At 70.4% G+C, this 25464-nt stretch carries 19 protein-coding genes; 7 read left to right on the plus strand and 12 right to left on the minus strand.

All coding sequences use genetic code 11. The annotated features are described in order from the left end of the window. Nucleotides 1-58 precede the first annotated feature (58 nt). The 4 genes from DY245_RS40590 to metH all read right to left on the minus strand — a co-directional run bounded on the left by DY245_RS40590 (nucleotide 59) and on the right by metH (nucleotide 8123). Nucleotides 59-1657 (minus strand): ABC transporter substrate-binding protein, encoded by a 1599-nt coding sequence (locus DY245_RS40590; protein ID WP_181924080.1) that lies wholly within the window; start codon nucleotides 1655-1657, stop codon nucleotides 59-61. A gap of 89 nt (nucleotides 1658-1746) precedes the next feature. Continuing rightward, a complete protein-coding gene (locus DY245_RS40595; protein WP_128512126.1) occupies nucleotides 1747-3354 on the minus strand; it encodes an ABC transporter substrate-binding protein in 1608 nt (535 codons plus the stop codon). A gap of 363 nt (nucleotides 3355-3717) precedes the next feature. Next, on the minus strand, nucleotides 3718-4431 hold the full coding sequence (locus DY245_RS40600; protein ID WP_128512127.1) for an HAD family hydrolase: 714 nt from the start codon (nucleotides 4429-4431) through the stop codon (nucleotides 3718-3720). Between the two features lie 182 nt (nucleotides 4432-4613). Next, the gene (metH, locus tag DY245_RS40605) at nucleotides 4614-8123 is read right to left on the minus strand and encodes a methionine synthase (protein ID WP_128512128.1); all 3510 of its coding nucleotides are present in this window, start codon (nucleotides 8121-8123) and stop codon (nucleotides 4614-4616) included. 261 nt (nucleotides 8124-8384) lie between these two features. Between metH and DY245_RS40610 the strand changes: the two genes are divergently transcribed. The 6 genes from DY245_RS40610 to DY245_RS40635 all read left to right on the plus strand — a co-directional run bounded on the left by DY245_RS40610 (nucleotide 8385) and on the right by DY245_RS40635 (nucleotide 15360). Beyond that, entirely contained in the window at nucleotides 8385-9149 is a 765-nt protein-coding gene (locus DY245_RS40610; protein ID WP_128512129.1) for an IclR family transcriptional regulator, read from the plus strand. Nucleotides 9150-9377: 228 nt separating this feature from the next. Then, nucleotides 9378-10166 carry an MIP/aquaporin family protein gene (locus tag DY245_RS40615; RefSeq protein ID WP_128512130.1) on the plus strand — a complete coding sequence of 263 codons (789 nt, stop codon included), beginning with the start codon at nucleotides 9378-9380 and terminating at the stop codon, nucleotides 10164-10166. A 49-nt stretch (nucleotides 10167-10215) separates the two neighbouring features. Then, on the plus strand, nucleotides 10216-11766 hold the full coding sequence (gene glpK, locus DY245_RS40620) for a glycerol kinase GlpK (protein ID WP_128512131.1): 1551 nt from the start codon (nucleotides 10216-10218) through the stop codon (nucleotides 11764-11766). Nucleotides 11767-11768: 2 nt separating this feature from the next. Continuing rightward, a complete protein-coding gene (locus tag DY245_RS40625) occupies nucleotides 11769-13373 on the plus strand; it encodes a glycerol-3-phosphate dehydrogenase/oxidase (RefSeq protein ID WP_128512132.1) in 1605 nt (534 codons plus the stop codon). A 183-nt stretch (nucleotides 13374-13556) separates the two neighbouring features. Then, on the plus strand, nucleotides 13557-14603 hold the full coding sequence (locus tag DY245_RS40630; protein WP_425329514.1) for a glycoside hydrolase family 18 protein: 1047 nt from the start codon (nucleotides 13557-13559) through the stop codon (nucleotides 14601-14603). 85 nt (nucleotides 14604-14688) lie between these two features. Continuing rightward, nucleotides 14689-15360, plus strand: a complete 672-nt coding sequence (locus DY245_RS40635; RefSeq protein ID WP_128512134.1) for a FadR/GntR family transcriptional regulator — start codon at nucleotides 14689-14691, stop codon at nucleotides 15358-15360. 70 nt (nucleotides 15361-15430) lie between these two features. On the opposite strand, the gene DY245_RS40640 is transcribed toward DY245_RS40635, so the two are convergent. From DY245_RS40640 to DY245_RS40675, 8 genes are all read right to left on the minus strand, one after another. Beyond that, on the minus strand, nucleotides 15431-16219 hold the full coding sequence (locus tag DY245_RS40640) for a 3-oxoacyl-ACP reductase family protein (protein WP_128512144.1): 789 nt from the start codon (nucleotides 16217-16219) through the stop codon (nucleotides 15431-15433). 162 nt (nucleotides 16220-16381) lie between these two features. Beyond that, complete coding sequence (locus DY245_RS40645; protein WP_128512135.1) at nucleotides 16382-17215, minus strand: amidohydrolase family protein; 834 nt, start codon at nucleotides 17213-17215, stop codon at nucleotides 16382-16384. A 23-nt stretch (nucleotides 17216-17238) separates the two neighbouring features. Further along, nucleotides 17239-18240 carry an aldo/keto reductase gene (locus tag DY245_RS40650; protein WP_128512136.1) on the minus strand — a complete coding sequence of 334 codons (1002 nt, stop codon included), beginning with the start codon at nucleotides 18238-18240 and terminating at the stop codon, nucleotides 17239-17241. A 10-nt stretch (nucleotides 18241-18250) separates the two neighbouring features. After that, complete coding sequence (locus DY245_RS40655; RefSeq protein WP_128512137.1) at nucleotides 18251-19285, minus strand: ABC transporter permease; 1035 nt, start codon at nucleotides 19283-19285, stop codon at nucleotides 18251-18253. Next, the gene (locus DY245_RS40660; protein ID WP_128512138.1) at nucleotides 19282-20826 is read right to left on the minus strand and encodes a sugar ABC transporter ATP-binding protein; all 1545 of its coding nucleotides are present in this window, start codon (nucleotides 20824-20826) and stop codon (nucleotides 19282-19284) included. Before DY245_RS40660 ends, DY245_RS40655 begins: the two co-directional genes overlap by 4 nt. A gap of 5 nt (nucleotides 20827-20831) precedes the next feature. After that, nucleotides 20832-21863, minus strand: a complete 1032-nt coding sequence (locus DY245_RS40665; protein ID WP_128512139.1) for a sugar ABC transporter substrate-binding protein — start codon at nucleotides 21861-21863, stop codon at nucleotides 20832-20834. 65 nt (nucleotides 21864-21928) lie between these two features. Further along, nucleotides 21929-22729 (minus strand): SDR family NAD(P)-dependent oxidoreductase, encoded by an 801-nt coding sequence (locus DY245_RS40670; protein ID WP_128512140.1) that lies wholly within the window; start codon nucleotides 22727-22729, stop codon nucleotides 21929-21931. Further along, complete coding sequence (locus DY245_RS40675; RefSeq protein ID WP_128512141.1) at nucleotides 22726-24072, minus strand: enolase C-terminal domain-like protein; 1347 nt, start codon at nucleotides 24070-24072, stop codon at nucleotides 22726-22728. Before DY245_RS40675 ends, DY245_RS40670 begins: the two co-directional genes overlap by 4 nt. A 273-nt stretch (nucleotides 24073-24345) precedes the next feature. Between DY245_RS40675 and DY245_RS40680 the strand changes: the two genes are divergently transcribed. Beyond that, nucleotides 24346-25404 carry a PAC2 family protein gene (locus tag DY245_RS40680; protein ID WP_128512142.1) on the plus strand — a complete coding sequence of 353 codons (1059 nt, stop codon included), beginning with the start codon at nucleotides 24346-24348 and terminating at the stop codon, nucleotides 25402-25404. Nucleotides 25405-25464 lie beyond the last annotated feature (60 nt).

Raw genomic sequence — 25464 nt, forward strand, 5'->3', positions numbered from 1 at the left:
CGGCCCGGGAATCCCCCGGGCCGGCCCCGCCGTCGCGTTCAGCGCCTGATCAGGCCGGTCAGACGTCGGCGGCCTTGCTGATCTCCCAGAACCGGAAGACGGTCGAGGAGTCCAGGGTCCATTCCAGGCCGGTGACGCCGTCACGGGCCACCGCGTACTGCTTGCCCTGCCAGATCGGGATGACCGGCACGTCCTGGGCGACGATGTTCTGCAGCTCCCGGAACGCGGACTTGGTGGCGCCGCGGTCCTGCTGGTCGGCCGTCTTGGGCAGCAGTCGGCCGGTGATCGTGGGCGAGCTGTAGTGGTTGGACAGCACGCTGTCCTTGCCGAAGAACGGCTGGGTGAAGCTGTCGGGGTCCGGGTAGTCGGGGATCCAGCCCTTGACGTAGACACCGAACCGGCCGGCGGCCACGCCCTTTTCGTACTCCTCGGTGGGCACGCTGCGCACCTTGGCGTCGAACAGGCCGCTGTGGTTGAGCTGTTGGGCGATCTCGCGGAAGGCGGGGACGGTGCCGGGGCCGAACCGGTCGGGGGTGACCCACAGGGTGAGCGGCACCTTGCCGTGCACGCCGGCCGAACGCAGTGCGGAGGCCGCCTTGTCGGGCTGCGGGCGGTCGCCGTAGGTGTTGAAGAAGGCGGTGGTGTGGCCGGTGATGCCGGCCGGGACGACCGAGTACAGCGGTTCCGCGGTGTGCTGGTAGACGTCCCGGACGAGGGTGGAGCGGTCCAGGAGGTAGGCGACCGCCTTGCGGACGCCCAGCTTGCCGGCGACCGGGTCCTTGAGGTTGAAGACCAGGTGCATGATCTCGGCGCTGCCGCCCTCGATCACCTGGGTGCCGTGCTGCTGGTTCAGGGAGGCGCCGTCCAGGGCGGCGATGTCCTTCATGGCCAGACCGCGGTAGGCGAGGTCGACGTCGCCGCTCTGGACGGCCTTCTTGAGCTTGTCGGGGCCCTGGAAGAACTTCACGGTCATCCCGGAGTTCTTGACCTTGGCGGGGCCCTTGTACGAGCCGTTGACGCCGAAGACGGCCTTGTCGTGGCCGTACTCCTTGAGGGTGTAGACGCCGGAGCCGGTGGCCTTGCCGTCGGTGCGCAGCCGGTCGGCGGGGTAGTCGGCGTGGTCGACGATGGAGCCGGCGCCCGAGGCGATCTTCATGGGGAAGGTCGCGTCGGGAGTCTTCAGCCTGAAGACCACGGTCTTGGCGTCCGGGGTCTCGACCTTGTCGAGCGCGGAGAACATCACGGCGGGGCCGTCCTTGTCCTTGATGCGCTGGGTGCGGTCGAAGGAGTACTTGACGTCCTTGGAGGTCAGCGCGTCACCGTTGCTGAAGGTGAGGCCGTCCTTGAGGGTGCAGCGGTAGACCTTGCTGTCGGTGTCGGTGAAGGCGCAGCGTTCGGCCGCCTCCGGCTCGGGGGTGGTGCCGCCCTTCGGGAAGCTCAGCAGGGACTGGAAAACATTGTTGAACAGCAGCCAGGACCCGGGGTCGTAACCGGCTGCGGGGTCGGTGGCCTTGACCTTGTCCGTCATTCCCATGACCACGGGCTCGCCGCTGCCGGCGGCCCCTGAGTTGTCCGTACCGCACCCTGCGAGCGCGAGGAGGGCTGTTGCCAGCCCCGCTCGCATCGGGGCGGCCAGCCACTGGTCACGCTTCCTCACTACTGTCCTCACGATCTGGGTGGTGCTTGTTCGAGCCACGGCGGGGAGACCGCGGCGATGGTGCTGTGGTGGTTTTCTGGGCCCGCGCGTCAGTCGGCGACGCCGCGGCTGAGCTCCCAAATCTGCAGGCCGGAGGCGGAGTTGAGGGCCCACTGGATGCCGGTGATGTCATCGCGGGCGGCGACGTACTGCTTGCCCTGCCAGAGCGGGAGGAGCGGTACGTCCTCGGCGATGATGTCCTGCGCCTGCTTGAAGGCGGTCCCGGCGGCGTTGCGGTCGGTCTGCTGGCGGCTGGCCGGGATCAGCTGCGACTCGACCTTGCTGTTGCGGTACGGGGAGCCGAGCCAGTTCTGCTTCCCGATGAACGGCGCGATGTAGTTGTCGGCGTCCGGGATGTCGGGGAACCAGCCCATGTTGTAGACGGTGTACTTGCCGTCCAGGGCGTCGGTGCGGAACTGCTGCCAGCTGTCGATGCCCTTGATGCTGACGTCGAACAGCTTGGTGCTGTTCAGCTGGCGCTGCAGCGTACGGATTTCCTTGACGGTGCTGGAGCCGTAGTGGTTCGTCGTGTACGTGAGGGTGAACTTCACCGGGGTGGTGATGTTCGCCTGCCGCAGGGTCTTGCGGGCGGCCGCGGCGCTGGGGTTCCCGTACTTGTTGAAGAAGGAGTTGATGTGGCCGCTGAGGCCGGTGGGGACCATCGAGAAGAGCGGGTCACCGGTGTAGGAGTAGACGTTGCGCACCAGGTCGGAGCGGTTGACGATCTGCGCCATCGCCTGCCGCACGGCCTTGTCGGAGACGGCCGGGTCCTTGGTGTTGAAGGCGAGGTAGCGGATCTCCTGACCCGGCATCTCCTGAAGCGCGATGTGCTTGTCGCGGGCGTTCTCCAGGCCCCTGACCTGGTCGGGCGACAGACCGCGGTTCATCACGTCGATGTCGCCCTTGCGCAGCGCCTTCTCCGTGGACGCGGAGTCGTCGAAGAAGCGCATCTCGACCTTGTCGTTCTGCACCTTCACCCCGCCCTTGTAGTCGGGGTTCTTGGTGAAGACGGCCTTGGCGATGCGGTTGTTCTTGCGCTCGACCTTGAGGGTGTACGGGCCGGAGCCGACCACGTCGAAGCCGCTGTGGAGGCGGTCCTTGGGGTACACCTCGCTGTCGACGATCGCGGCGGCGGGCGTGGTCAGCTTCTGCGGGAAGGTGGCGTCCGGCTTGCTGAGGTGGAAGACCACCTCGGTGTCGCTGGGCGCCTCGACCTTGTCGATGTCGTTGAGCAAGGACACCGGACCGTTGGTGTTGTTGATGGTCCGCATACGGTCGATGGAGAACTTGACGTCCTGCGCCGTCAGGGCATGGCCGTTCGAAAACTTCAGGCCGCTGCGCAGGGTGCAGCGGTACTGCTCGTTCTGGGTGTCGCGGAACCCGCAGGACTCGGCGGCCTCGGGCACCGGAGCGGTACCGGACCGGGGCAGCCGCATCAGCGTCTGAAGGGTGCTGCGCATCACGTTCCAGGCGTCGACGTCGTAGGCCTGGGACGGGTCGAGCGGAGCGGGCGCCGCCTTGGTGGCCTCGATGTGGGTGGCCACCCCCACGACGATCGGATCGCCGCCATCGCCCGCGCCGTCCGTGCTGCCACAGGCTGCGAGTACGGGGGCGAGGAGACCGGCCAGCGCCGGCAGCACCAGGGTCTTGCGATTCATCGTCGGCAGGTTCCTTATCAGCGCAGAGGTGTTGCTCGCGTCGACATTAGTAGGAACGGCCAGCCGCGCTGGGACACAATGGAGTTGTATCGATATGGCACCTGGATAACGATGGCGGGGTGATCGATATCCGGACGGCGGAACGTTTCGCGCGTTGCTCCACCAATCCGGACACTTACCCCCGTAGAAGCCACCGAAGCGGACCCCTGGAACACTTGTTGGGTCCGCTGTCGATGGCCTGGCGCGTGAGAAACGTCACGCGTTCAGGGGTCCGTGGTGGTGCAGCAATTCAGTCAGCGCATTCGTCACGGAAAATGAGCGGGCCGTTCCCCTGAGTTCGGGAGGGCTTTCACCGGAGCACGCTCAGTGCACGCTTCCACGGCTTTCCGTGATGACCGCCCGGAGAAATGGCAGATCGACTTCTTCCAGCGTGCGCACGACCGTACGGCCCAGGGCCGGCGGGATCGGTGTCACCGAGGGCACCGCGACCACCGGGCAGCCCGCTGCCTCGCCCGCCGTCACGCCGGTCAGGGTGTCCTCGACGACGGCGCAGCGCGCCGGGTCCACCCCCAGCCGCGCGGCGGCCGTCAGATACGGGTCCGGGTGCGGTTTGGTGCGGTTCAGGTCATCGCCCGCGAGGGTCAGCCAGAAGTTCTCCGGGCCCAGCGAGTGCAGCATCTGGTCGACGATGGCGCGGTGCGAGGCGGAGACCAGGGCGGTCGGCACCTCATGGGCGGCCAGCTCGGCCAGCAGCCTGCGGGCGCCCGGCATCAGCGGGACGCCCCGCCTGATCCGGGCCAGGAAGGCGGCGTTGAGCAGCACACTGAGCTCGGTCAGGCTGATGTTGACACCGGTGACCTGAATCAGATACCCGGCGCTGCGGGTCATCGGGCCGCCGACCACCACCTCGCGGTGGGCATCGTCGAGAATGTGGCCGAGCTCGGCAAACACCTCTGCCTCCGCCTCCCACCAGAAGCCCTCGGTGTCGACGAGGGTGCCGTCCAGATCGAGGAACACGGCCTGGAGGGTCGCGGCTTCGGCCGTTCGGGTGCCGACTGCGGGGATGCTGCTGGTCATCCATCCACCTCCACTGCGACGTCCCCGAAGGGACGAAAGGGCCGGCCGTCATCCCCGGCTGGGGGAAACGACCGGCCACTACCGGACCGATAAGTGTACGACGGTCCGCGTCGAAACGCGTGGTGACGCAGGTCAGGGCCGTCCGGAGGGTATCCGGACGGCCCTGACCCGCTCACATGGAGTTACCGCGCGTTGAAGTACTTCGCCTCGGGGTGGTGGATGACGATCGCGTCGGTGGACTGCTCCGGGTGCAGCTGGAACTCCTCGGAGAGCTCGACGCCGATCCGCTCCGGCTGCAGCAGGTCGGCGATCTTGGCGCGGTCCTCCAGGTCGGGGCAGGCGCCGTAGCCCAGCGAGAAGCGGGCGCCGCGGTACTTGAGCGCGAACATGTCCTCGACGTCGGCGGGGTCCTCCCCGCCGAAGCCCAGCTCGGCGCGGACCCGGGCGTGCCAGTACTCGGCCAGCGCCTCGGCCAACTGGACGGACAGGCCGTGCAGTTCGAGGTAGTCGCGGTAGGAGTTGGCCTCGAAGAGCTCGGCGGTGGCGCCGCCGATCTTCGAACCGACGGTGACGACCTGCAGTCCGACGACATCGGTCTCGCCGGACTCCTCCGGGCGGAAGTAGTCCGCCAGGCAGAGCCGCCGGCCGCGGCGCTGGCGCGGGAAGGTGAAGCGGGTGCGCTCGGTGCCGTCCTCGTGCAGCAGGATCAGGTCCTCGCCCTTGGACACGCACGGGAAGTAGCCGTGCACGACGGCGGCTTCCAGCAGATTCTCGGTCTGCAGCTTGTCGAGCCAGCCGCGCAGCCGCGGGCGGCCCTCGGTCTCCACCAGCTCTTCGTACGTGGGTCCGTCGCCGGTGCGCGTCTGCTTGAGGCCCCACTGGCCCTTGAACAGCGCGCCCTCGTCCAGCCAGGACGCGTAGTCGGCGAGCTGGATGCCCTTGACGACCCGGGTGCCCCAGAACGGCGGGGTCGGCACGGGGTTGTCGATGGCGACGTCGGAGCGCACCGCGCCCTCGGGCTCCTCGACCTCAAGAACCGCGGTGTCCCGCTTCGGCACGCGGCGCTGCTTGAGTTCGGGGAGGCTGGCGCCGGGCACTCCGCGCTTGACGGCGATCAGGGCGTCCATCAGGCGCAGGCCCTCGAACGCATCGCGGGCGTAGCGGACTTCGCCCTCGTAGATCTCGTGCAGGTCCTGCTCGACGTAGGCGCGGGTGAGGGCCGCGCCGCCCAGAATGACGGGGAAGTCGGCCGCCATCTTGCGCTGGTTGAGCTCCTCCAGGTTCTCCTTCATGATCACCGTGGACTTGACCAGCAGACCGGACATGCCGATGACATCGGCCCTGTGCTCCTCGGCGGCCTCCAGGATCGCGGAGACGGGCTGCTTGATGCCGAGGTTGACGACGTTGTAGCCGTTGTTGGACAGGATGATGTCGACGAGGTTCTTGCCGATGTCGTGGACGTCGCCGCGGACGGTGGCCAGCACGATGGTGCCCTTGCCCTCGTCGTCGGACTTCTCCATGTGCGGCTCCAGGAAGGCCACCGCGCTCTTCATGACCTCGGCGGACTGCAGCACGAACGGCAGCTGCATCTGGCCGGAGCCGAAGAGCTCGCCGACGACCTTCATGCCCTCCAGGAGGGTGTCGTTGACGATGTCGAGGGCGGGCCGGTCCTGGAGGGCCTCGTCGAGGTCGGCCTCCAGGCCGTTCTTCTCACCGTCGATGATGCGGCGCTGGAGGCGCTCCTCCAGCGGCAGGGCGAGCAGTTCCTCGGCCCGGCCGGCCTTCATGGACTTGGTGTTGACGCCCTCGAACAGCTCCATCAGCTTCTGCAGCGGGTCATATCCCTCGCTGCGCCGGTCGTGGATCAGGTCGAGAGCGACCTTGACCTGCTCCTCCTCCAGCCGGGCGATCGGCAGGATCTTGCTGGCGTGCACGATGGCCGAGTCCAGGCCGGCCTTGACGCACTCGTCCAGGAAGACGGAGTTGAGGACGATACGGGCGGCCGGGTTGAGGCCGAAGGAGATGTTGGACAGGCCGAGGGTGGTCTGCACGTCCGGGTGGCGGCGCTTGAGTTCGCGGATCGCCTCGATGGTGGCGACGCCGTCCTTGCGGGACTCCTCCTGACCGGTGCAGATGGTGAAGGTCAGACAGTCGATGAGGATGTCGCACTCATGGATGCCCCAGTTGCCGGTCAGGTCGGCGATGAGCCGCTCGGCGATGGCGACCTTGTGCTCGACGGTGCGGGCCTGGCCCTCCTCGTCGATGGTCAGCGCGATCAGCGCCGCGCCGTGCTCGGCCGCCAGCGCGGTGACCTTCGCGAAACGCGACTCGGGACCGTCGCCGTCCTCATAGTTGACGGAGTTGATCACCGCGCGGCCGCCGAGCTTCTCCAGTCCGGCCTGGATGACGTTCAGCTCCGTCGAGTCCAGCACGATGGGGAGGGTGGAGGCGGTGGCGAAGCGGCCGGCCAGCTCCTCCATGTCGGCGACGCCGTCGCGGCCGACGTAGTCGACGCACAGGTCGAGCATGTGCGCGCCCTCGCGGATCTGGTCGCGGGCCATCTCCACACAGTCGTCCCAGCGGCCCGCCAGCATCGCCTCACGGAACTTCTTCGACCCGTTGGCGTTGGTGCGCTCACCGATCGCCAGGTAGGAGGTGTCCTGACGGAACGGCACGGTCTGGTAGAGCGAGGCGGCGCCCGGCTCGGGGCGCGGCTCGCGCCGCGTCGGGTCGATGCCGCGGACCCGCTCGACGACCTGCCGCAGATGCTCGGGGGTCGTGCCGCAGCAGCCGCCGACCAGCGAGAGGCCGTACTCGCCCACGAAGGTCTCCTGGGCGTCGGCGAGCTCCGCGGGCGTCAGCGGGTAGTGCGCGCCGTCCTTGCCCAGCACCGGGAGGCCCGCGTTGGGCATACAGGCGAGCGGGATACGGGAGTGCCGGGAGAGGTAGCGCAGGTGCTCGCTCATCTCGGCCGGGCCGGTGGCGCAGTTCAGGCCGATCATGTCGATGCCCAGCGGCTCCAGCGCCGTCAGCGCGGCGCCGATCTCCGAGCCGAGCAGCATGGTGCCGGTCGTCTCGACGGTGACCGAGCAGATCACCGGGAGGTTGCTGCCGGCGGCCTTCAGGGCGCGGCGGGCACCGAGGATGGCGGCCTTGGTCTGCAGCAGGTCCTGGGTGGTCTCCACCAGCAGCGCGTCCGCACCGCCGGCGATCATGCCCTCGGCGTTCTGCTGGTAGGCGTCGCGCAGCGTGACGTAGGGGGCGTGGCCCAGGGTGGGCAGCTTGGTGCCGGGGCCCATGGAGCCGAGGACGTAGCGCTGCTGACCGGTCGAGTCGGTGAACTCGTCGGCGACCTCCCGGGCGATCCGGGCACCGGCCTCGGACAGCTCGAAGACCCGCTCGGCGATGTCGTACTCGGCCAGGGCCGCGAAGTTCGCGCCGAAGGTGTTGGTCTCCACGCAGTCGACGCCGACCGCGAAGTACTCCTCGTGGACCGACCGGACGATGTCGGGCCGGGTGACGTTGAGGATCTCGTTGCAGCCCTCCAGCTGCTGGAAGTCCTCCATGGTCGGGTCCTGCGCCTGCAGCATGGTGCCCATCGCTCCGTCGGCGACCACCACCCGCGAGGCCAGGGCATCACGAAGCGATTCGACGCGGGACGAGCTGATGGACGATGGCGTATTAGAGGCCATGGAGATTGCTCCCGTGGTTGCGACGGCTGTCGGCTTTGCACCCTCCGGGAGAGGGCGCACCCGGCCAGCGTAGCTGCCGGTTCGGTACACGTGTTCCCCGTTCCACGCCGTGGACAGCACTGTTTGACCCCCCTGTCGTGCACTATCCGTGATCGTTGACAGACTCCGGTTCGATCAGCAAGAACTCCGGTTCGCTGACTGGAGTCGGCATGGGCCGATATCGTTCAGCATTGTCGAACCGCTCACTTCGGAGGTTGCCCGATGGCACGCACCATCCAGTCGCTGGAGCGCGCCGCAGCGATGCTGCGGCTGCTCGCAGGAGGGGAACGGCGGCTGGGGCTCTCCGACATCTCCTCCTCACTGGGACTGGCCAAGGGCACCGCCCACGGAATCCTGCGCACACTGCAGCAGGAGGGGTTCGTCGAACAGGACGCCGCCTCGGGCCGCTACCAGCTGGGCGCGGAGCTGCTACGGCTGGGCAACAGCTATCTGGACGTGCACGAGCTGCGCGCCCGGGCCCTGGTATGGACCGACGATCTGGCCCGTTCCAGCGGTGAGGCCGTCTATCTGGGCGTACTGCACCAGCAGGGCGTGCTGATCGTGCATCACGTCTTCCGGCCGGACGACAGCCGGCAGGTGCTGGAGGTGGGCGCGATGCACCCGTTGCACAGCACGGCGCTGGGCAAGGTGCTGTCGGCGTACGACCCGGTGGCGCACAGCGAGGTCGTCGAGGCGGACCGGGAGGCGTTCACCCCGCGCACGGTGACCGGTCTGGGGGACTTCGAGGGGCTGCTGGATCTGACCCGGGCGCGCGGCTGGGCCGCGGATGTCGAGGAGACCTGGGAGGGCGTGGCGTCGGTGGCCGCGCCGATCCACGACCGGCGGCGGATGCCGGTGGGCGCGGTGGGCGTCACAGGAGCGGTGGAACGGCTCTGCCGGGAGGGCGAGCTGCGGCCGGAAATCGTCGCTGCGGTGAGGGATTGCGCGCGTGCAGTGTCCCGGGATCTCGGTGCAGGGCGATTCTGACCAGATTTGCCCCATAAGTTCACCTAAGTTTTTCGCCACGGAGCCCTTGACGGGGTTCCGACGGTGAACAAAACTGCCGTTCGTCGGTCGGCATTGTCGAACACCTAACGGCAATATTCGCTATGGTTGGGCAATGCCGCGGGCCGACCACCGCCCTCTCGGAGGGCGCGGACCACCGGAGGGACCCGGGGTTCGCCTTCCCCTGGACGAAGGACAAAGGAGTCGCGGGTGTCCAGCTCCGACATCTTCATCAGCGAGACCATCGGTACCGCTGTTCTGCTTTTGATGGGTGGTGGCGTCTGCGCCGCCGTCACGTTCAAGCGCTCCAAGGCGTTCAACGCCGGATGGGTCGCCATCACCTTCGGGTGGGGCTTCGCCGTCCTCACGGGTGCATACATCGCCGTGAAGTCCGGCGCGCACCTCAACCCCGCGGTCACCATCGGGCTCGCCATCAAGGGCGGCATCGAATGGAACCAGGTGCCCGTCTACTTCGGCGGCGAAATGCTCGGCGCCATGATCGGCGCGGTGCTGGTCTGGATCGTGTACTACGGACAGTTCCAGGCCCACCTGACAGACCCCGAGGTGCTGGGCGATCACACCAGCGAGGAGGGCCTGGTCGACCCGAAGGCCGCCCCCAAGGCCGGCCCGGTTCTGGGGATCTTCTCCACCGGCCCGGAGATCCGCAACGCCGTGCAGAACCTGGCGACGGAGATCATCGCCACCGTCGTGCTCGTGCTGTCGATCCTCACGCTCGGTCTGAGCGACAACGGCAAGGGCGTCGGCACCATCGGCACGCTGCTGGTCGCACTGGTCGTCGTCGGCATCGGTCTGTCGCTGGGCGGCCCGACCGGGTACGCCATCAACCCGGTCCGCGACCTCGGCCCGCGCATCGTGCACGCGCTTCTGCCGCTGCCGAACAAGGGCGGTTCAGACTGGGGCTACGCGTGGATCCCGGTCGTCGGCCCGCTCATCGGCGGCGCCATCGCCGGAGGCATCTACCAGGTGGCGTTCGCCTGAGCCGCCTGACCGCCCCGCCGCCGCCCGCACAGACTTCTTGGAGCACACCATGAGCGACACCCACAGCACCTCCTCCCACGGGCACGGCCCGTTCATTGCCGCGATCGACCAGGGCACCACGTCCAGCCGCTGCATCGTCTTCGACAAGGACGGCCGGATCGTCTCGGTCGACCAGAAGGAGCACGAGCAGATCTTCCCGAAGCCGGGCTGGGTCGAGCACGACGCTGCCGAGATCTGGACCAACGTCCAGCAGGTCGTCGACAGCGCCGTCGAGAAGGCGGGGATCACCTCCGCCGACGTCAAGGCCATCGGCATCACCAACCAGCGCGAGACCACCGTCCTGTGGGACAAGAACACCGGTGAGCCGGTCCACAACGCCATCGTCTGGCAGGACACCCGCACCGACGCGCTCTGCAAGGAGCTCGGCCGCAATGTCGGCCAGGACCGCTTCCGGCGCGAGACCGGCCTGCCGCTGGCCTCGTACTTCGCCGGTCCGAAGATCCGCTGGCTGCTCGACAACGTCGAGGGCCTGCGCGAGCGCGCCGGGCGCGGCGAGATCCTCTTCGGCACCATGGACTCCTGGGTCATCTGGAACCTGACCGGCGGCGTCAACGGCGGCCACCACGTCACCGACGTCACCAACGCCTCGCGCACCATGCTGATGAACCTCCACACCCTGGAGTGGGACGAGAAGATCCTCGCGTCGATGGACGTCCCGGCCGCCGTGCTGCCGGAGATCAAGTCCTCCTCCGAGGTCTACGGCCACGCCGTCGGCGGTGCGCTGGCCGGCGTCCCGGTCGCCTCTGCGCTCGGTGACCAGCAGGCCGCGCTGTTCGGCCAGACCTGCTTCGAGCAGGGCGAGGCCAAGTCCACGTACGGCACCGGCACCTTCATGCTGATGAACACCGGCCACGAGCCGGTCAACTCCTACAACGGGCTGCTGACCACCGTCGGCTACCGCATCGGCGACCAGCAGCCGGTCTACGCCCTGGAAGGCTCCATCGCCGTCACCGGCTCGCTCGTCCAGTGGATGCGCGACCAGATGGGGCTCATCAACAGCGCGGCCGAGATCGAGACCCTGGCCAGCACGGTCGAGGACAACGGCGGCGCGTACTTCGTACCGGCCTTCTCCGGCCTGTTCGCCCCCTACTGGCGCTCGGACGCGCGCGGCGTCATCGCGGGCCTGACCCGCTATGTCACCAAAGCGCACATCGCGCGCGCCGTTCTTGAGGCCACCGCCTGGCAGACCCGCGAGATCACCGACGCCATGACCAAGGACTCCGGCGTCGAACTGACCGCGCTCAAGGTCGACGGCGGTATGACCTCCAACAACCTGCTGATGCAGACCATCTCGGACTTCCTGGACGCCCCTGTGGTGCGCCCGATGGTCGCCGAGACCACCTGCCTCGGCGCTGCCTACGCGGCCGGACTGGCCGTCGGCTTCTGGTCCAGCACCGACGAGCTGCGCGCCAACTGGCGCCGGGCCGCCGAGTGGACCCCCCGGATGGATGCGGCCACCCGTGACCGCGAGTACAAGAGCTGGCTCAAGGCTGTGGAACGTTCCATGGGCTGGCTCGATGACAGCACTGTCGAGGAGTAAACATGAGCACCCTGCAGAGCGTCCCGGCACTCGGGACGCACCCGGCAGGCGGTTCGCACGCGAGCCGCGCCGAGACTCGGGAGCAGCTTTCCAAGGCGACGTACGACCTCCTGGTGATCGGCGGCGGCATCCTGGGCATTTCCACTGCCTGGCACGCCGCGCAGGCCGGGCTGCGGGTGGCCCTGGTGGACGCCGGTGACTTCGCCGGCGCCACCTCCTCCGCCTCCTCCAAGCTGCTGCACGGCGGTCTGCGCTACCTGCAGACCGGCGCGGTCAAGCTGGTGGCGGAGAACCACTTCGAGCGGCGTGCGGTGTCCCGCCAGGTGGCACCGCACCTCGCCAACCCCCTGACCTTCTACCTGCCCGTCTACAAGGGCGGTCCGCACGGCGCGGCCAAGCTCGGCGCGGGCGTCTTCGCCTACTCCGCGCTGTCCGCGTTCGGCGACGGCGTCGGCCATGTCATATCCCCGGCCAAGGCGCAGCGCGACGTTCCGGAGCTGCGGACGGACAACCTCAAGGCCGTGGCCGTGTACGGCGACGACCAGATGAACGACTCGCGGATGGCCCTGATGACCGTCCGCGCGGCGGTCGAGGCCGGCGCCACGGTCCTCAACCACGCCGAGGTCACCGGTCTGCGCTTCACCCAGGGCCGGGTCACCGGCGCGGAGCTCAAGGACCGGATGGACGGCCAGGAGTTCGGCGTCAACGCCCGCCTGGTGCTCAACGCCACCGGCCCGTGGGTGGACCACCTGCGCAAGATGGAGGACCCGAACGCGGCCCCCTCCATCCGGCTGTCGAAGGGCGCGCACCTGGTCCTCAAGCGCACCGCCCCCTGGAAGGCCGCGCTGGCCACCCCGATCGACAAGTACCGCATCACCTTCGCCCTCCCCTGGGAGGACATGCTGCTGCTGGGCACCACGGACGAGGAGTACGAGGGCGACCCTGCGGACGTCGCGGTCAACGAGAAGGACACCGCCCAGATCCTGGACGAGGCCGCCTTCTCCATCCGCGACCAGCAGCTCTCCCGTGATCTGATCACCTACTCCTTCGCGGGTCTGCGGGTGCTGCCGGGCGGCCCCGGCAACACCTCCAAGGCCAAGCGCGAGACGGTCGTCACCGAGGGCAGCGGCGGCATGCTGTCGGTCGCCGGCGGCAAGTGGACGACCTTCCGGCACATCGGCCGTACGGTCATGAACAAGCTCGCCGCGCTGCCCGGCCACCCGCTGGCCGACGACATGGAGCCGATCGCGCATCTGCCGAAGAAGCTTCCGCTGCCCGGTATCGCCAACCCGAACGCGGTCGCGCACCGGCTGATGGTCGACGGCGGCACGCCCGGCCCGCGGATGGCCCCGGAGACGGCTCGTCACCTCGCCACCCACTACGGCTCGCTGTCCTTCGACATCGCGCGGCTGGCGAACGACAACCCGGCGCTGGCCGAGCGCATCCACCCGGACGCGCCGGAGATCTGGGCGCAGGTCGCCTACGCGCGGGACAACGAGTGGGCCGAGACGGTCGACGATGTGCTGCGCCGCCGTACGACCCTGATGATCCGTGGCCTCGACACGGAGGACGTCCGGGCCAAGGTCAAGGACATGCTGGCGGGCTGACGTCGCGCCATAGCGGCATAGCGGCATAGCGGCATACGTACAGTGACGATGGGGCGGTCCACGGGGGGCCGTCCCATCGCCGTATCCGCGTGCCGTCGCGGGGCCGGGGCGGGCCGGGGCAGCCCCCGCGGTCACTGTCAGTGGCGGCTGCCATGATGTGCACCGAGACGCATCAACGGGGGGATGGCGATGGCTCGGCGACGATGGCGACGTACGGCGAAGTGGGCGGCCTGGGTGGTGGCCGTGCTGGTCGTGCTGCCGGTGACCCTGGCGGCGACGGCGCTGCGTGCCCAGTACGCGGGCGTGGCCGCGCCGGAGGCCACGACGCGCGGGCGGGACGCCTTCTGGCTCGGGCATGCCTGGGTGGACGGGCGGCGGGACGCCTCCGACGTGGCGGCGCTGCGACGGCGCATCGAGGGCACCGGCATCCGTGATCTGTATGTGCACGCCGGGCCGTTGGAGCACGACGGCACCCTGCCGCCGGCCCGCCGCGCCTATCCGCGGGCGCGCTGGCTGATCGCCGCGGTGCACCGCGAGCTGCCGTCGGTGCGGGTGCACGCCTGGCTGGGCGACCGGCTGGTGTACGAGCCGGGCGAGCGGGGCGGGCTGCGGCTGTCGGACGCCGCGGCCCGTGAGGCGATCGTGGCGAGCGCCCGTCAGGTGCTGGCGGAGGGCTTCGCCGGGGTCCATCTGGATGTGGAGCCGCTGCACTCCGACAACCCCGACTATCTGCGGCTGCTGGACCGGCTCGGGCCCGCCGTCCACAGCCGGGGCGGGATCTTGTCCGTAGCGGTCCATCAGATCGATCCGCTGCCCGACCTGCACACGGTCACCAAGGCGGTGACGGGCCATCACAAATGGCTGTCCCAACGGTTCTTCGGGCAGGTGGCGCGCCGGGTCGACCAGATCGCGCTGATGTCGTACGACACCGGATTGCCGACCGAGAGCCTCTACGGCGGCTATCTGGCGCAGCAGACCCGGCTGGCGCTGGAGGCGACCGGGCCGCACACCGATCTGCTGATGGGGCTGCCCTTCTACCACACCGACGACATCGGCCATCACGCGTCGGCGGAGACCGTGCGGGCCGCGGTGCGGGGCATACGGCTGGGGCTGACCCGGGAGGATCTGGGCCGCCGGCGGTTCGGTATGGCGCTGTATGTCGACTTCGCCGCCACGGAGGAGGACTGGGCCGCGTACGGGAGCGGTTGGGGGCGGCGGGACAGGTCATAATGGGCTCAGACATCGGATGTCTGTGACGATATCCGGGCGACAACCGGGCGATGAGATCCGGCGGGTCCGAGCGGGGAGGTCGGCCATGGCGGTCACCGACGAGGCCATCGAGAAGATCAAGGGCATGATCGTCTCCGGCGCGCTGCGGCCGGGCGACCGGCTGCCGAAGGAGAGCGAGCTGGCGGCCGAGCTCGGCCTGTCCCGCAACTCGCTGCGCGAGGCGGTCCGCGCGCTCTCCCTCATCCGCATCCTGGATGTGCGCCAGGGCGACGGCACCTACGTCACCAGCCTCGATCCGCAGCTCCTGCTGGAGGCCATGAGTTTCGTGGTGGACTTCCACCGCGATGACACGGTGCTGGAGTTCCTCGCCGTCCGCCGGATCCTGGAGCCGGCCGCCACGGCGATGGCGGCCGGCCGGATCGGGCCGACGGAACTGGACGTCCTGGAAGTCCAGTTGAACGCGCTGGGGCCCAACCCCTCGGTCGAGGATCTGGTCGCCTGCGATCTGGAGTTCCACCGCGGCATCGTCGCGGCGTCCGGCAACTCCGTGCTCTGCTCGCTGTTGGACGGGCTGTCCGGCCCGACCACCCGGGCCAGGATCTGGCGCGGGCTGACGCAGAAGGACGCGGTGACCCGCACTCTCACCGAGCATCGTGCGATCCTCGGGGCGCTGCGCGACCGGGACGCGGAGGCGGCGCGGGCCTGGGCGACGGTGCATATCGCCAGCGTGGAGCAGTGGTTGCGCTCGTCGCTGTGACGCTCCCCGCCGCCACGCGAGTCGGCGGCAGCCGTGCCCGCGCGACTGCCCGCGGCCGTCTCCGTGACGCTCAGACGGCGAAGCCGCCGTCGACCGCGATCGAGGCGCCCGTGATGTAGCGCCCGCCGTCGCCCGCCAGATGGGCCACGGTCGCCGCGACATCCGAGGCCTGGCCGTACGCCCCGAGTGCGGTCAGCCCCGCCTGCATCTCCGCGCTCTCGCCGTCGGCCGGGTTCATATCGGTGTCGATGGGGCCCGGGTGCACGAGGTTGGCGGTGATGCCGCGCGGCCCCAGCTCCCTGGCCAGGGTCTTGGTGAGGCCGGTGAGCGCGGCCTTGCTGGTGGCGTAGAGGGTGCCGCCGGGGAAGGCGACCCGCTCGGCCATGCAGCTGCCGATGGAGATGATCCGCCCGCCCTCGGTCAGATGCGCGGCCGCGGCCTGCGCCGCCAGGAACGGCGCGCGGACATTGGTCCGCAGCACCCGGTCGACATCGTCCAGGGAGATCGTCTCGAACGGCCCCAGCACACCGACACCCGCGTTGTTGACCAGGATGTCCAGCCGCCCGAACCGCTCGACGGTGCCGGCCACCGAGGCCCAGACCTCTTCCGCGTCGCCGCTGTCGGCGCGTACCGCCCAGGCCTGACCGCCGGCCCGCTCGATCTCCTTGACGACCTGGTCCGCGCTGTCCGGCCGGCTCCGGTACGTCAGGGCCACCGCCGCACCGTCCGCGGCCAGCCGCAGCGCCGTCGCCGCGCCGATCCCCCGGCTGCCGCCGGTCACCAGGGCCACCTTGCCGGCGAGCGGCCGGGTGCCGCTCCCCGCTGCCGCCGTAGCCGTCGCCGTCGTCGCCGCCGTCATCTCGGTCGCCGTCATCGTCATCACCTTCGTATCGAGTCGGTAAGCGCCCCGCGTCGCTCCGCGGTACGACTCGATCCTCCGGCGCGACGCGACCCAAAACCGGCGGAATCCGGACGCCGTGCCGGCGGCCCGGCACCGCACCTAGGCGGCCCGGCACCGCCCCTACGGCGCCCCGATCCCGTACACCCGCCCGGCCGTGCCCCCGAAGACGGCCGACCGCTCCGCGGCGCCGAGCCGGCCGGTGGCGGACTCCGCGAGCGCCACCACGTCCTCGTAGCCGGCGGCCAGCGTGCAGACCGGCCAGTCGGAGCCGAACATCACCCGGTCGGGGCCGAAGACGTCCAGGACATGGCGGGCGTAGGGCAGGATCTGCTGCGGCCGCCAGGCGTCCCAGTCGGCCTCGGTGACCAGCCCGGACAGCTTGCAGCTGAGGTTGGGCAGCCGGCCGAGGCCGCTGATCGCGTCCGCCCAGGGCTGCCAGTCGCCCTGGGCGACCGCCGGTTTGGCGGCGTGGTCCAGCACGAAGGCCAGCTGCGGCAGGGCGCGTACGGCGGTGTGCGCGGCGGCCAGTTCGCGCGGGGTGACCAGCAGGTCGTAGACCAGCCCGGCGTCGGCCAGCGCGCCCAGGCCGCGCAGCACGTCGGGGCGGGTGAGCCAGTCGGGGTCCGGCTCGTCCTGCACCTGATGACGGATGCCGACCAGCCCTGCGGGCAGCGCCGCGAGCACCTCGGCGAGCGCCGGATCGGTGAGATCGGCCCAGCCGACGACACCGCGCACCGGCCCCTCCCCTGCCACGAGGGCGAGCAGATCGGCGGTCTCCTCATAGGAGGACGACGACTGGACGAGGACCGTGCCGTCGACGGCGTGCGCGGTCAGATGCGGGGTGAGGTCGGTCAGCGCGTAGCTGCGGCGGATCGGATCGGCCCAGGGCCCGTCCATCCAGGGCTGCTCGCGCCGGGTCAGGTCCCACAGGTGGTGATGGGCGTCGATACGCATCAGGGGCGCGCTCCGGGGCGGAATCAGTCATTCAGGGGCAGCGGCAGGTCGGGGGCGAGCAGGCCGCGGGCGACGAGCGTATGCCAGAGCGCGTCCGGGATCTCCTGGGTGAACAGCCGGGCGTTCTCGGCCATCTCCTCGGGGGTGGCCGCGCCGACCACGGCGGCGGCGACGGCGGGGTGCCCGAAGGGGAAGCGGAGCGCGGCCGCCTTGAGCGGGACCTCGAAATCGGCACAGACGGCGGCGAGTTGACGTGCCCGGTCGAGCAGCTCGGCGGGGGCCGGGGCGTAGTTGTAGGGCGCGCCGGGTGACGGGTTTGCCAGCAGCCCGGAGTTGTAGACGCCGCCGACCACCACCGAGGTGCCGCGCCGCGCGCACACCGGCAGCAGATCGTCGTGGGCGGTGCGCTCCAGCAGCGTCCAGCGGCCGGCGCAGAGCACCACATCCACATCGAGGTCGGCGACCAGGCGGGCCAGCAGATCGCTGTGGTTCATCCCGAAGCCGATGGCGCGCACCACCTTCTGCGCCCGCAGTTCGGCGAGGGCCGGGAAGCCGGTTTCGTACACCTCGCGCAGATGGTCCTCGACATCGTGCAGAGAGACGATGTCGACGGCGTCCACGCCGAGCCGCTCCAGGGACGCGTCCAGCGTGGCGCGGATGCCGTCGCGGGAGAAGTCGCGTACCCGGGCGCGTGCGGGGGTGTCGACGAAGCCCTCGCCGGCCGCCTCCTCCCCCGGCGCGAGCGGCCGCAGCCGGCGGCCGACCTTGGTGGAGAGGGTGTAGCTGCCGCGGTCCCGGCCGCGCAGCGCCCGGCCGAGCCGCTCCTCGGACAGGCCCAGGCCGTAGTGCGGCGCGGTGTCGAAGTAGCCGGCGCCGGTGGCGAGGGCGGTGTGTACGACGCCGCGCGCCTGTTCCTCGGGGACGGCGCGGTAGAGGTTGCCGAGCGGTGCGCAGCCCAGGCCCAGGGGCGGGACGGTGACACCGGTCCGTCCCAACTCCCGTGGCCCGTGGAGTGGATATCGCATGGCGGGCCTCTCAGTCCTGCTTCTCGCCGCTGGTGAAACGGGAGATGACCAGCGCGATGATGATGATCATGCCGTTGAGGAACTGCGTCCACAGGGGTGGCACCCCGCCCAGCGTCATCACATTGATGACGAGCTGGAGGGTGAGGACGCCGGTGAGCGCGCCGAAGAGGGTGCCGCGGCCGCCCCTGAGGCTGATGCCGCCGATCACCGCGGCGGCGAAGACCTGGAAGATCCAGCCGTTGCCCTGGCTCGCGGAGACCGCCCCGTAGTGGCCGGTGTAGAGGATGCCCGCAAAGGCGGCGAGCACCCCGCCGACGGCGAGCACGATCCAGGTGATGCGGTCCACCCGTACGCCGGCCGCGCGGGCCGCCTCCGGGTTGCCGCCGATGGCGTACAGCGCCCGCCCGTGCCGGAGGTACCCCAGGGCCGCGCCGCCGACGGCGAACAGGGCGAGGCAGATCCAGACGGCGGCGGGGATGCCCAGCCACTCGGCCTTGCCCAGATAGGCGAAGGACTCCGGGACATTGCCGATGGACCGGCCCTCGGAGATGCCCACTTGCAGGCCGCGCAGCATGGTGAGCATGCCGAGGGTGGCGATGAAGCCGTTGACCCGCAGTTTGAGGATGAGGAAGCCGTTGGTGGCGCCGACGGCCGCGCCCACGGCCAGGCACAGCGGGATCGCCGTCCAGGCGGGGAAGAGCTCCAGTCCGGCGAAGCGGGCACCGTGCGCCGGCATCACCAGCCACAGGGCGATCACCGGCGCCAGGCCGATGGTCGACTCCAGCGACAGGTCCATCCGCCCGCTGATCAGGATGAGCGCCTCGCCGAGCACCAGCAGGCCCAGCTCCGTGGACTGCTGGATGACGCCGATGAGGTTGTCCTGGGTCAGGAACGCGGGCGAGACGATGAAGCCGATGACGCCCAGCACGAAGATCACCGGCACCAGGGAGAAGTCCCGCCAGCGGGCCGGATCGATCCGGGGCCGGCTGCGCACCGGTGGTGCGTCCACCGCCTCGGTGGCCGGTGGCGATGCGGTCTCGGTCATGGCGCGGTTCCTTCCGTTCCTGCCGTGTCCTGCGTGCCCGGGGAGGTTTCGCTCCCCATCCCCTCCATCGCGGCGACCAGTTCGTGGTCGCGCCAGCCGCCGGTGAACTCGGTGGTCACCCGGCCGTGGAAGACCGCCAGCACCCGGTCGCAGATCCGCAGATCGTCCAGTTCGTCGGAGACGATCACGGCGCCGCTGCCGCCGTCCGCGACCTCCCGTACGACGCCCAGCAGCGCGCCCTTGGACTTGACGTCCACGCCGTTGGTGGGCCGGATGGCGACCAGCACCGCGGGTTCGCGGGCCAGCGCACGGGCGATCACGACCTTCTGCTGATTGCCGCCGGAGAGCCCGGAGACCGGCTGGCCCGGCCCGGTCGTCTTGATGTCCAGTGCGGCGATCATCCGCCGGGCGAACGCGCGGGTTCTGGAGGGCAGTACGGTCCCCATCGGGCCGAGTTGGTCGGCGACGGCCAGGGTGGCGTTCTCGGCGACGCTGCGGCCCAGGATGAGGCCCTCGCGGTGCCGGTCCTCGGGGACGTAGCCGATGCCCGCGTCGAGGGCGTGCGGCACGCTGCCCGTACGGACCGGCCGCCCGCGTACCGCGATCCGGCCGCCGTCCGGGGCGCGCAGCCCGACCAGGGTTTCGCCGATCGCGGTGTTCCCGCTGGCCGTGGCGCCCGCGAGCCCCACCACCTCGCCGGCCCGTACGGTCAGGTCCAGCGGCGCGAAGTGCCCGTCCGCCGCCAGCCCTTCGGCCCGCAGCAGCGGCTCCCCCGCCGTCCGCGCCGTCCGCGCCGTCCGCGCCGCGCCCGCCCGCTCACCCGTCATCGCCCCGACGAGGTCGTCCTCGGCCAGCCCCGCGACGGGTGCGGTCAGCACATGCCGGGCGTCACGGAAGACGGTGACGGTGTCGCACAGCTCGTAGACCTCCTGCAGATGGTGCGAGATGAACAAGAAGGCCACCCCCTGGGCGCGCAGGGAGCGCAGCTTGCCGAAGAGCCGGTCGATGCCGCCCGCGTCGAGCCGGGCGGTGGGCTCGTCGAGGATGATCAGCCGGGCGCCGAAGGACAGTGCGCGGGCGATCTCCACGAACTGCCGCTGTTCGACGCCGAGATCCCTGATCCGGGCGGCCGGGTCGACCTCGACGCCGTATTCGGCGAGCAGTTCGCGGGCCCGCTCGCGCAGCGACCGCCAGCGGATGGTGCGCTCGCCGTGGAAGCGGTTGAGATAGAGGTTCTCCGCGACGGTCAGCTCCGGCACGGTCATCGACTTCTGGTAGACGCAGGCGACCTTGCGCTGCCAGGCGGCGGTGTCGCCCCAGCCGGGGGCGGGCTCGTCGCCGAAGGTGACCCGGCCGGCGTCCGGGCGTTCCATGCCGGTCAGTACGGACACCAGGGTGGACTTGCCGGCGCCGTTGCGGCCGACCAGGGCGTGCGCCTCGCCGGGCCGTACGGTCAGACGGGCGCCGTCCAGGGCGACGGTGGGCCCGTAGCGTTTGACGATCCCCTCGGCGTGCACCGCCGCCCGGTCGTCGCTCTCCACGGCCACTACTTCTTCTTCTCCAGCTGATTGGCCCACAGCTTCTTGTCGTCGACGTTGTCCTTGGTGACCAGGGGCGCCGGCAGCTGGTCCTCCAGACCGTTCTTGATCTTCACGATGGTGGAGTCGTGGTCGGTCGGTCCCGGGGTGAAGGTCTTGCCGTCCAGGCCGGCCTTGGCGTAGGAGAGCGCGTACTTGGCGTAGAGGTCGGCGGGCTGGGAGAGGGTGGCGTCGATCTTGCCGGCGCGTATCGCGTCCAGCTCGTCCGGGATGCCGTCGTTGGAGATGACGGTGATGTGTCCGTCGGCGCCGGCCGGCTTGAGACGTTTCTTCTGCTCCAGCAGGGCGAGGGTCGGCTGCAGGAAGGCGCCGCCGGCCTGCATGTAGATGCCGTTGATGTCCGGGTGCTGGGCGAGCAGGCTCTGCAGCTTGGCGGAGGCGACCTCGCCCTTCCAGTCGGTGGCCAGCTCATGCACGGTGATCTTCGGGAACTTCTTCTCCATGCAGGACGCGAACGCCTCCGAGCGGTCCCGCCCGTTGATGGAGCTGAGGTCGCCCTGGAGCTCGGCGACCCGGCCCTTGCCGCCCAGCTGTCTGCCGAGGTATTCGCAGGACTTCTCGCCGTAGGCGCGGTTGTCGGCGCGTACGACCATGTAGACCTTGCCCTCGTCGGGGCGGGTGTCCACGCTCACGACCGGGATCTTCTTCTCCTCCAGGCGCCGCAGTTCGGCGGCGATGGCGCCGGTGTCCTGCGGTGCCATCACGATCGCCTTGGCGCCCTGGTCGGTCAGTGCCTGCACATTGGAGACGACCTTGGCGATGTCGTTCTGCGAGTTGGACAGCGGCAGCGCGGCCGGGCCGCCGTGGTCCAGGTCCTTTTCGAGGTACTGCTGGTAGGAGTTCCAGAAGTCGGTGTCCGTACGGGGCATATCGATGCCGATCGTGCCGCCCGCGGTGTCGCTGCCGCGGTTGCAGCCGGCGAGCGCGGCGGTGGCGAGCACCGCGGCACAGGCCGCCGCGCCGGTCGTACGCAGTCTCATGGGTGGTCCCTCGGTGGTGGTGTGCGGCTGGGGTGCGGGTCGCCCGGTACGGGGCGCAGGGCAGGTCAGGTGGTGGCGGGGCGCAGGCGCAGGCCCTGCATACCGCCGTCGACGGCGAGTGCGGTTCCGGTGATGCCGGAGGCGGACGGGGACGCCAAGTGGGCGATGGCGGCGGCGACTTCGCCGGCGGTGACCATCCGGCCCATCGGCTGGCGGGCGTTGAGGGCTGCGCGTTCGGCGGCCGGGTCGTCGGCCCGGCCGAGCAGCCGGCCGACCCACGGGGTGTCGGTGGTGCCCGGGTTCACACAGTTGACCCGGATGCCCTCGCGGAGGTGGTCGGCGGCCATCGCGAGGGTCAGCGAGAGGACCGCGCCCTTGCCGGCGCTGTAGAGCGCGCGCTGCGGCAGGCCGGCGGTGGCGGCGATGGAGCAGGTGTGGGTGAGGGAAACCCGGCCCGGGGCGTCGGCGGCGGTACGGCGCAGCTGCGGCAGCGCGGCGCGGGCGGTGCGCACCAGCCCCAGGACGTTGACGTCCAGCACCCGGCTCCACTCCGCGTCGTCGTTGTCCTCGACGGTGCCGATGGCGCCGATGCCCACATTGCCGACGAGGGTGTGCAGGGCGCCCAGCTCCCCGACGGCCTCCGCGACGGCGGCCCGCACGGCGGCGTCGGAGGTCACCTCGGCCGTGACCTGGATCGCCCCGGCGGGCGCGCCCGAGGGGTCCCGGTCCAGCACGGCGACCCTGGCGCCGCGCGCCATCAGCAGGGCGGCGGTGGCCGCCCCGATGCCGGAGCCGCCGCCGGTGACGAGGGCGCTCATCCCCTCGAAGTCGGCCGGCTGCCGACCGGTCCACGGTCCGGCGCTCATGCGGAGACCTCCTGCTCGCCGTGCTGCTGGTGGTTGCGGTGGCGCCGGTCGCGCCACACCGGCCCGTCGGGGAAGCGGTGGGCGGCGATCGACGCGGGCTTCATCCGGGCGGAGAATCCGGGTGCGGAGGGGGCGCGGTAGCGGCCCTGTTCGACGACGACCGGGTCGGTGAAGTGGTCGTGCAGATGGTCGACGTACTCGATCACCCGGTCCTCCCAGCTCCCGGACACCGCCACGTAGTCGAACATCGCCAGATGCTGCACCAGCTCGCACAGCCCCACCCCGCCGGCGTGCGGGCACACCGGGACGCCGTACTTCGCCGCCAGCAGCAGGATCGCGAGGTTCTCGTTGACCCCGGCCACCCGCGCGGCGTCGATCTGGACGAAGTCCACGGCGCCGGCCTGCAACAGCTGTTTGAAGACCACCCGGTTGGCGACATGCTCGCCGGTGGCGACCTTCACCGGCTGCCCGGAGCGCACCGCGGCGTGCCCCAGGACGTCGTCCGGGCTGGTCGGCTCCTCGATCCAGTGCGGGGTGTACGGCGCCAGCGCGGTCATCCAGCGGACCGCCTCGGCCACGTCCCAGCGCTGGTTGGCGTCGACGGCGATCCGTACGCCGGGGCCGACCGCGTCCCGGGCCAGCCGCATCCGCCGTTTGTCGTCGTCGAGGTCGGCGCCCACCTTCAGCTTGATCTGCCCGAAGCCGTCGGCCACCGCTTCCTTGGCCAGCCGCACCAGCTTGGTGTCGTCATAGCCGAGCCAGCCGGGCGAGGTGGTGTACGCGGGGTAGCCCTCGGCCCGGAGGCGGGCGGCGCGCTCGGCGCGGCCGGGCTCGGCGGCGCGCAGGATGGCCAGCGCCTCGTCGGGGGTCAGGGCGTCGGAGAGGTAGCGGAAGTCGACGAGCGAGACCAGTTCCTCGGGGGTCAGCGTGGCGAGGAACTCCCACACCGGCAGGCCCGCCCGGCCGGCGGCCAGATCCCAGGCGGCGTTGACCAGCGCACCGGCCGCCATCTGCATCACGCCCTTCTCGGGGCCGAGCCAGCGCAGCTGGGAGTCGTGGGTGAGGTCGTGGTGCAGTGCGGCGAGGTCGGCGGCGGTGGCGGGCGCGGGGCGGCCGACGACGTACGGCGCGAGGGACCGGATCGCGGCGGCCATGACATCGTTGCCGCGCCCTATGGTGAAGCAGAAGCCGTGCCCCTGCGGCCCGCTGCCGGTGTGCAGGACGACATAGGCGGCGGAGTAGTCGGGGTCCGGGTTCATGGCGTCCGAGCCGTCGAGCTGTTCCGAGGTGGGGAAGCGGACGTCGTGGACCTCGAGCTCGGTGACGATGTCGGTTACGGCCATGCGCACGCCCCCTGGGATGTTGCGGGAGAACATCGGAACTAACATCGGACCTTTCCCGGTCGTCCGATGTATAGACCCGTACGCAAGACGGCGTCCAGACCCCGTACGGAAGTTGAGTGAACAGTCCTGGTTACACGTCGGATGAATCGGTACCCGTTCGTACACAGGGGCTGCGGACCGGCACCGCAGAAGCCGTAGTCTTGGTGACGCACGCAATGGAACTGCTGCCGGCGGCCGCCCCAGACGGCCGATCCGGTCGGAAGGAGGCGCTGGGTGATCGAGCTCGAGGGGGTACCCGAGCTGATCGACCCGGTCATGGTGGCCGCGTTCGAAGGCTGGAACGACGCCGGCGACGCCGCCTCCGCCGCGGTCGCACATCTGGACCGGGAATGGAAGGGCGAGGTCTTCGCCGCGCTCGACGCCGAGGACTACTACGACTTCCAGGTCAACCGCCCCACCGTCTTCCTGGACGGCGGCGTACGCAAGATCACGTGGCCGACGACCCGGCTCTCCGTCGTCCGTGTCAGCGATGCGAACGGCAAGGGCCGGGCGCGCGATCTCGTCCTGGTCCGCGGTATCGAGCCCAGCATGCGCTGGCGCTCGTTCTGCAACGAAATCCTGGGCTTCGCCCATGAGTTGGGCGTGGAGATGCTGGTGGTGCTGGGCTCGTTGCTCGGCGACACCCCGCACACCCGTCCGGTCCCCGTCAGCGGGGTCACCTCGGACGCGGATCTCGCGCGCCGGCTGGACCTGGAGGAGTCGCGCTACGAAGGCCCGACGGGCATCGTCGGCATCCTCCAGGAGGCGTGCACCCACGCGGGCGTCCCGGCGGTGAGCCTGTGGGCGGCGGTGCCGCACTATGTCTCCCAGCCGCCCAACCCGAAGGCCAGCCTCGCCCTCCTCAACCGTCTGGAGGACCTGCTCGACATCCGGATTCCGCTCGGCGAGCTGAGCGAGGACGCGCGCGCCTGGCAGCTGGGCGTGGACCAGCTGGCGGCCGAGGACAGCGAGGTCGCCGAGTACGTCCAGTCGCTGGAGGAGGCGCGGGACACCGCGGACCTCCCGGAGGCGTCCGGCGAGGCCATCGCCCGCGAGTTCGAGCGCTATCTGCGCCGCCGCGATCCGCAGGCCGGCCCCGGTGTGGCGACCGAGGGCGGGCTCGGCGAAGGGCGCGACAGCTCCTACCTCCGCGACACCACCAGCGGCCGCACCCGGCCGCCCCGCCCGGTGTCCAAGGAGCCGCGCGAGCCGAAGGACACCGGCAAGGACAAGGGCTCGGCCGACTCCACGGACACGCAGGAGGACGACGGCCCGGAGACCGGCACAAGCTGAGACCGCGGCCCGTCCGCGGCACGGCGAAGGGCGCCGAACCGGCCATCGAGCCGGTTCGGC

Origin of the sequence: Streptomyces inhibens (assembly GCF_003389455.1) — a bacterium.
Classification (GTDB): Bacteria; Actinomycetota; Actinomycetes; order Streptomycetales; family Streptomycetaceae; genus Streptomyces; species Streptomyces inhibens.

Bases quoted from the DNA above. Each gene is read 5' to 3' on its own strand.
- DY245_RS40640 (WP_128512144.1), bottom strand. From the start codon at position 16,219: ATGACGGCGGCGACGACGGCGACGGCTACGGCGGCAGCGGGGAGCGGC.
- DY245_RS40655 (WP_128512137.1), bottom strand. From the start codon at position 19,285: ATGACCGAGACCGCATCGCCACCGGCCACCGAGGCGGTGGACGCACCA.
- DY245_RS40625 (WP_128512132.1), top strand. From the start codon at position 11,769: ATGAGCACCCTGCAGAGCGTCCCGGCACTCGGGACGCACCCGGCAGGC.
- DY245_RS40665 (WP_128512139.1), bottom strand. From the start codon at position 21,863: ATGAGACTGCGTACGACCGGCGCGGCGGCCTGTGCCGCGGTGCTCGCC.
- DY245_RS40610 (WP_128512129.1), top strand. From the start codon at position 8,385: ATGGCACGCACCATCCAGTCGCTGGAGCGCGCCGCAGCGATGCTGCGG.
- DY245_RS40630 (WP_425329514.1), top strand. From the start codon at position 13,557: ATGGCGATGGCTCGGCGACGATGGCGACGTACGGCGAAGTGGGCGGCC.
- DY245_RS40675 (WP_128512141.1), bottom strand. From the start codon at position 24,072: ATGGCCGTAACCGACATCGTCACCGAGCTCGAGGTCCACGACGTCCGC.
- DY245_RS40650 (WP_128512136.1), bottom strand. From the start codon at position 18,240: ATGCGATATCCACTCCACGGGCCACGGGAGTTGGGACGGACCGGTGTC.
- DY245_RS40595 (WP_128512126.1), bottom strand. From the start codon at position 3,354: ATGAATCGCAAGACCCTGGTGCTGCCGGCGCTGGCCGGTCTCCTCGCC.
- DY245_RS40670 (WP_128512140.1), bottom strand. From the start codon at position 22,729: ATGAGCGCCGGACCGTGGACCGGTCGGCAGCCGGCCGACTTCGAGGGG.
- DY245_RS40635 (WP_128512134.1), top strand. From the start codon at position 14,689: ATGGCGGTCACCGACGAGGCCATCGAGAAGATCAAGGGCATGATCGTC.
- DY245_RS40645 (WP_128512135.1), bottom strand. From the start codon at position 17,215: ATGCGTATCGACGCCCATCACCACCTGTGGGACCTGACCCGGCGCGAG.
- DY245_RS40600 (WP_128512127.1), bottom strand. From the start codon at position 4,431: ATGACCAGCAGCATCCCCGCAGTCGGCACCCGAACGGCCGAAGCCGCG.
- metH (WP_128512128.1), bottom strand. From the start codon at position 8,123: ATGGCCTCTAATACGCCATCGTCCATCAGCTCGTCCCGCGTCGAATCG.
- glpK (WP_128512131.1), top strand. From the start codon at position 10,216: ATGAGCGACACCCACAGCACCTCCTCCCACGGGCACGGCCCGTTCATT.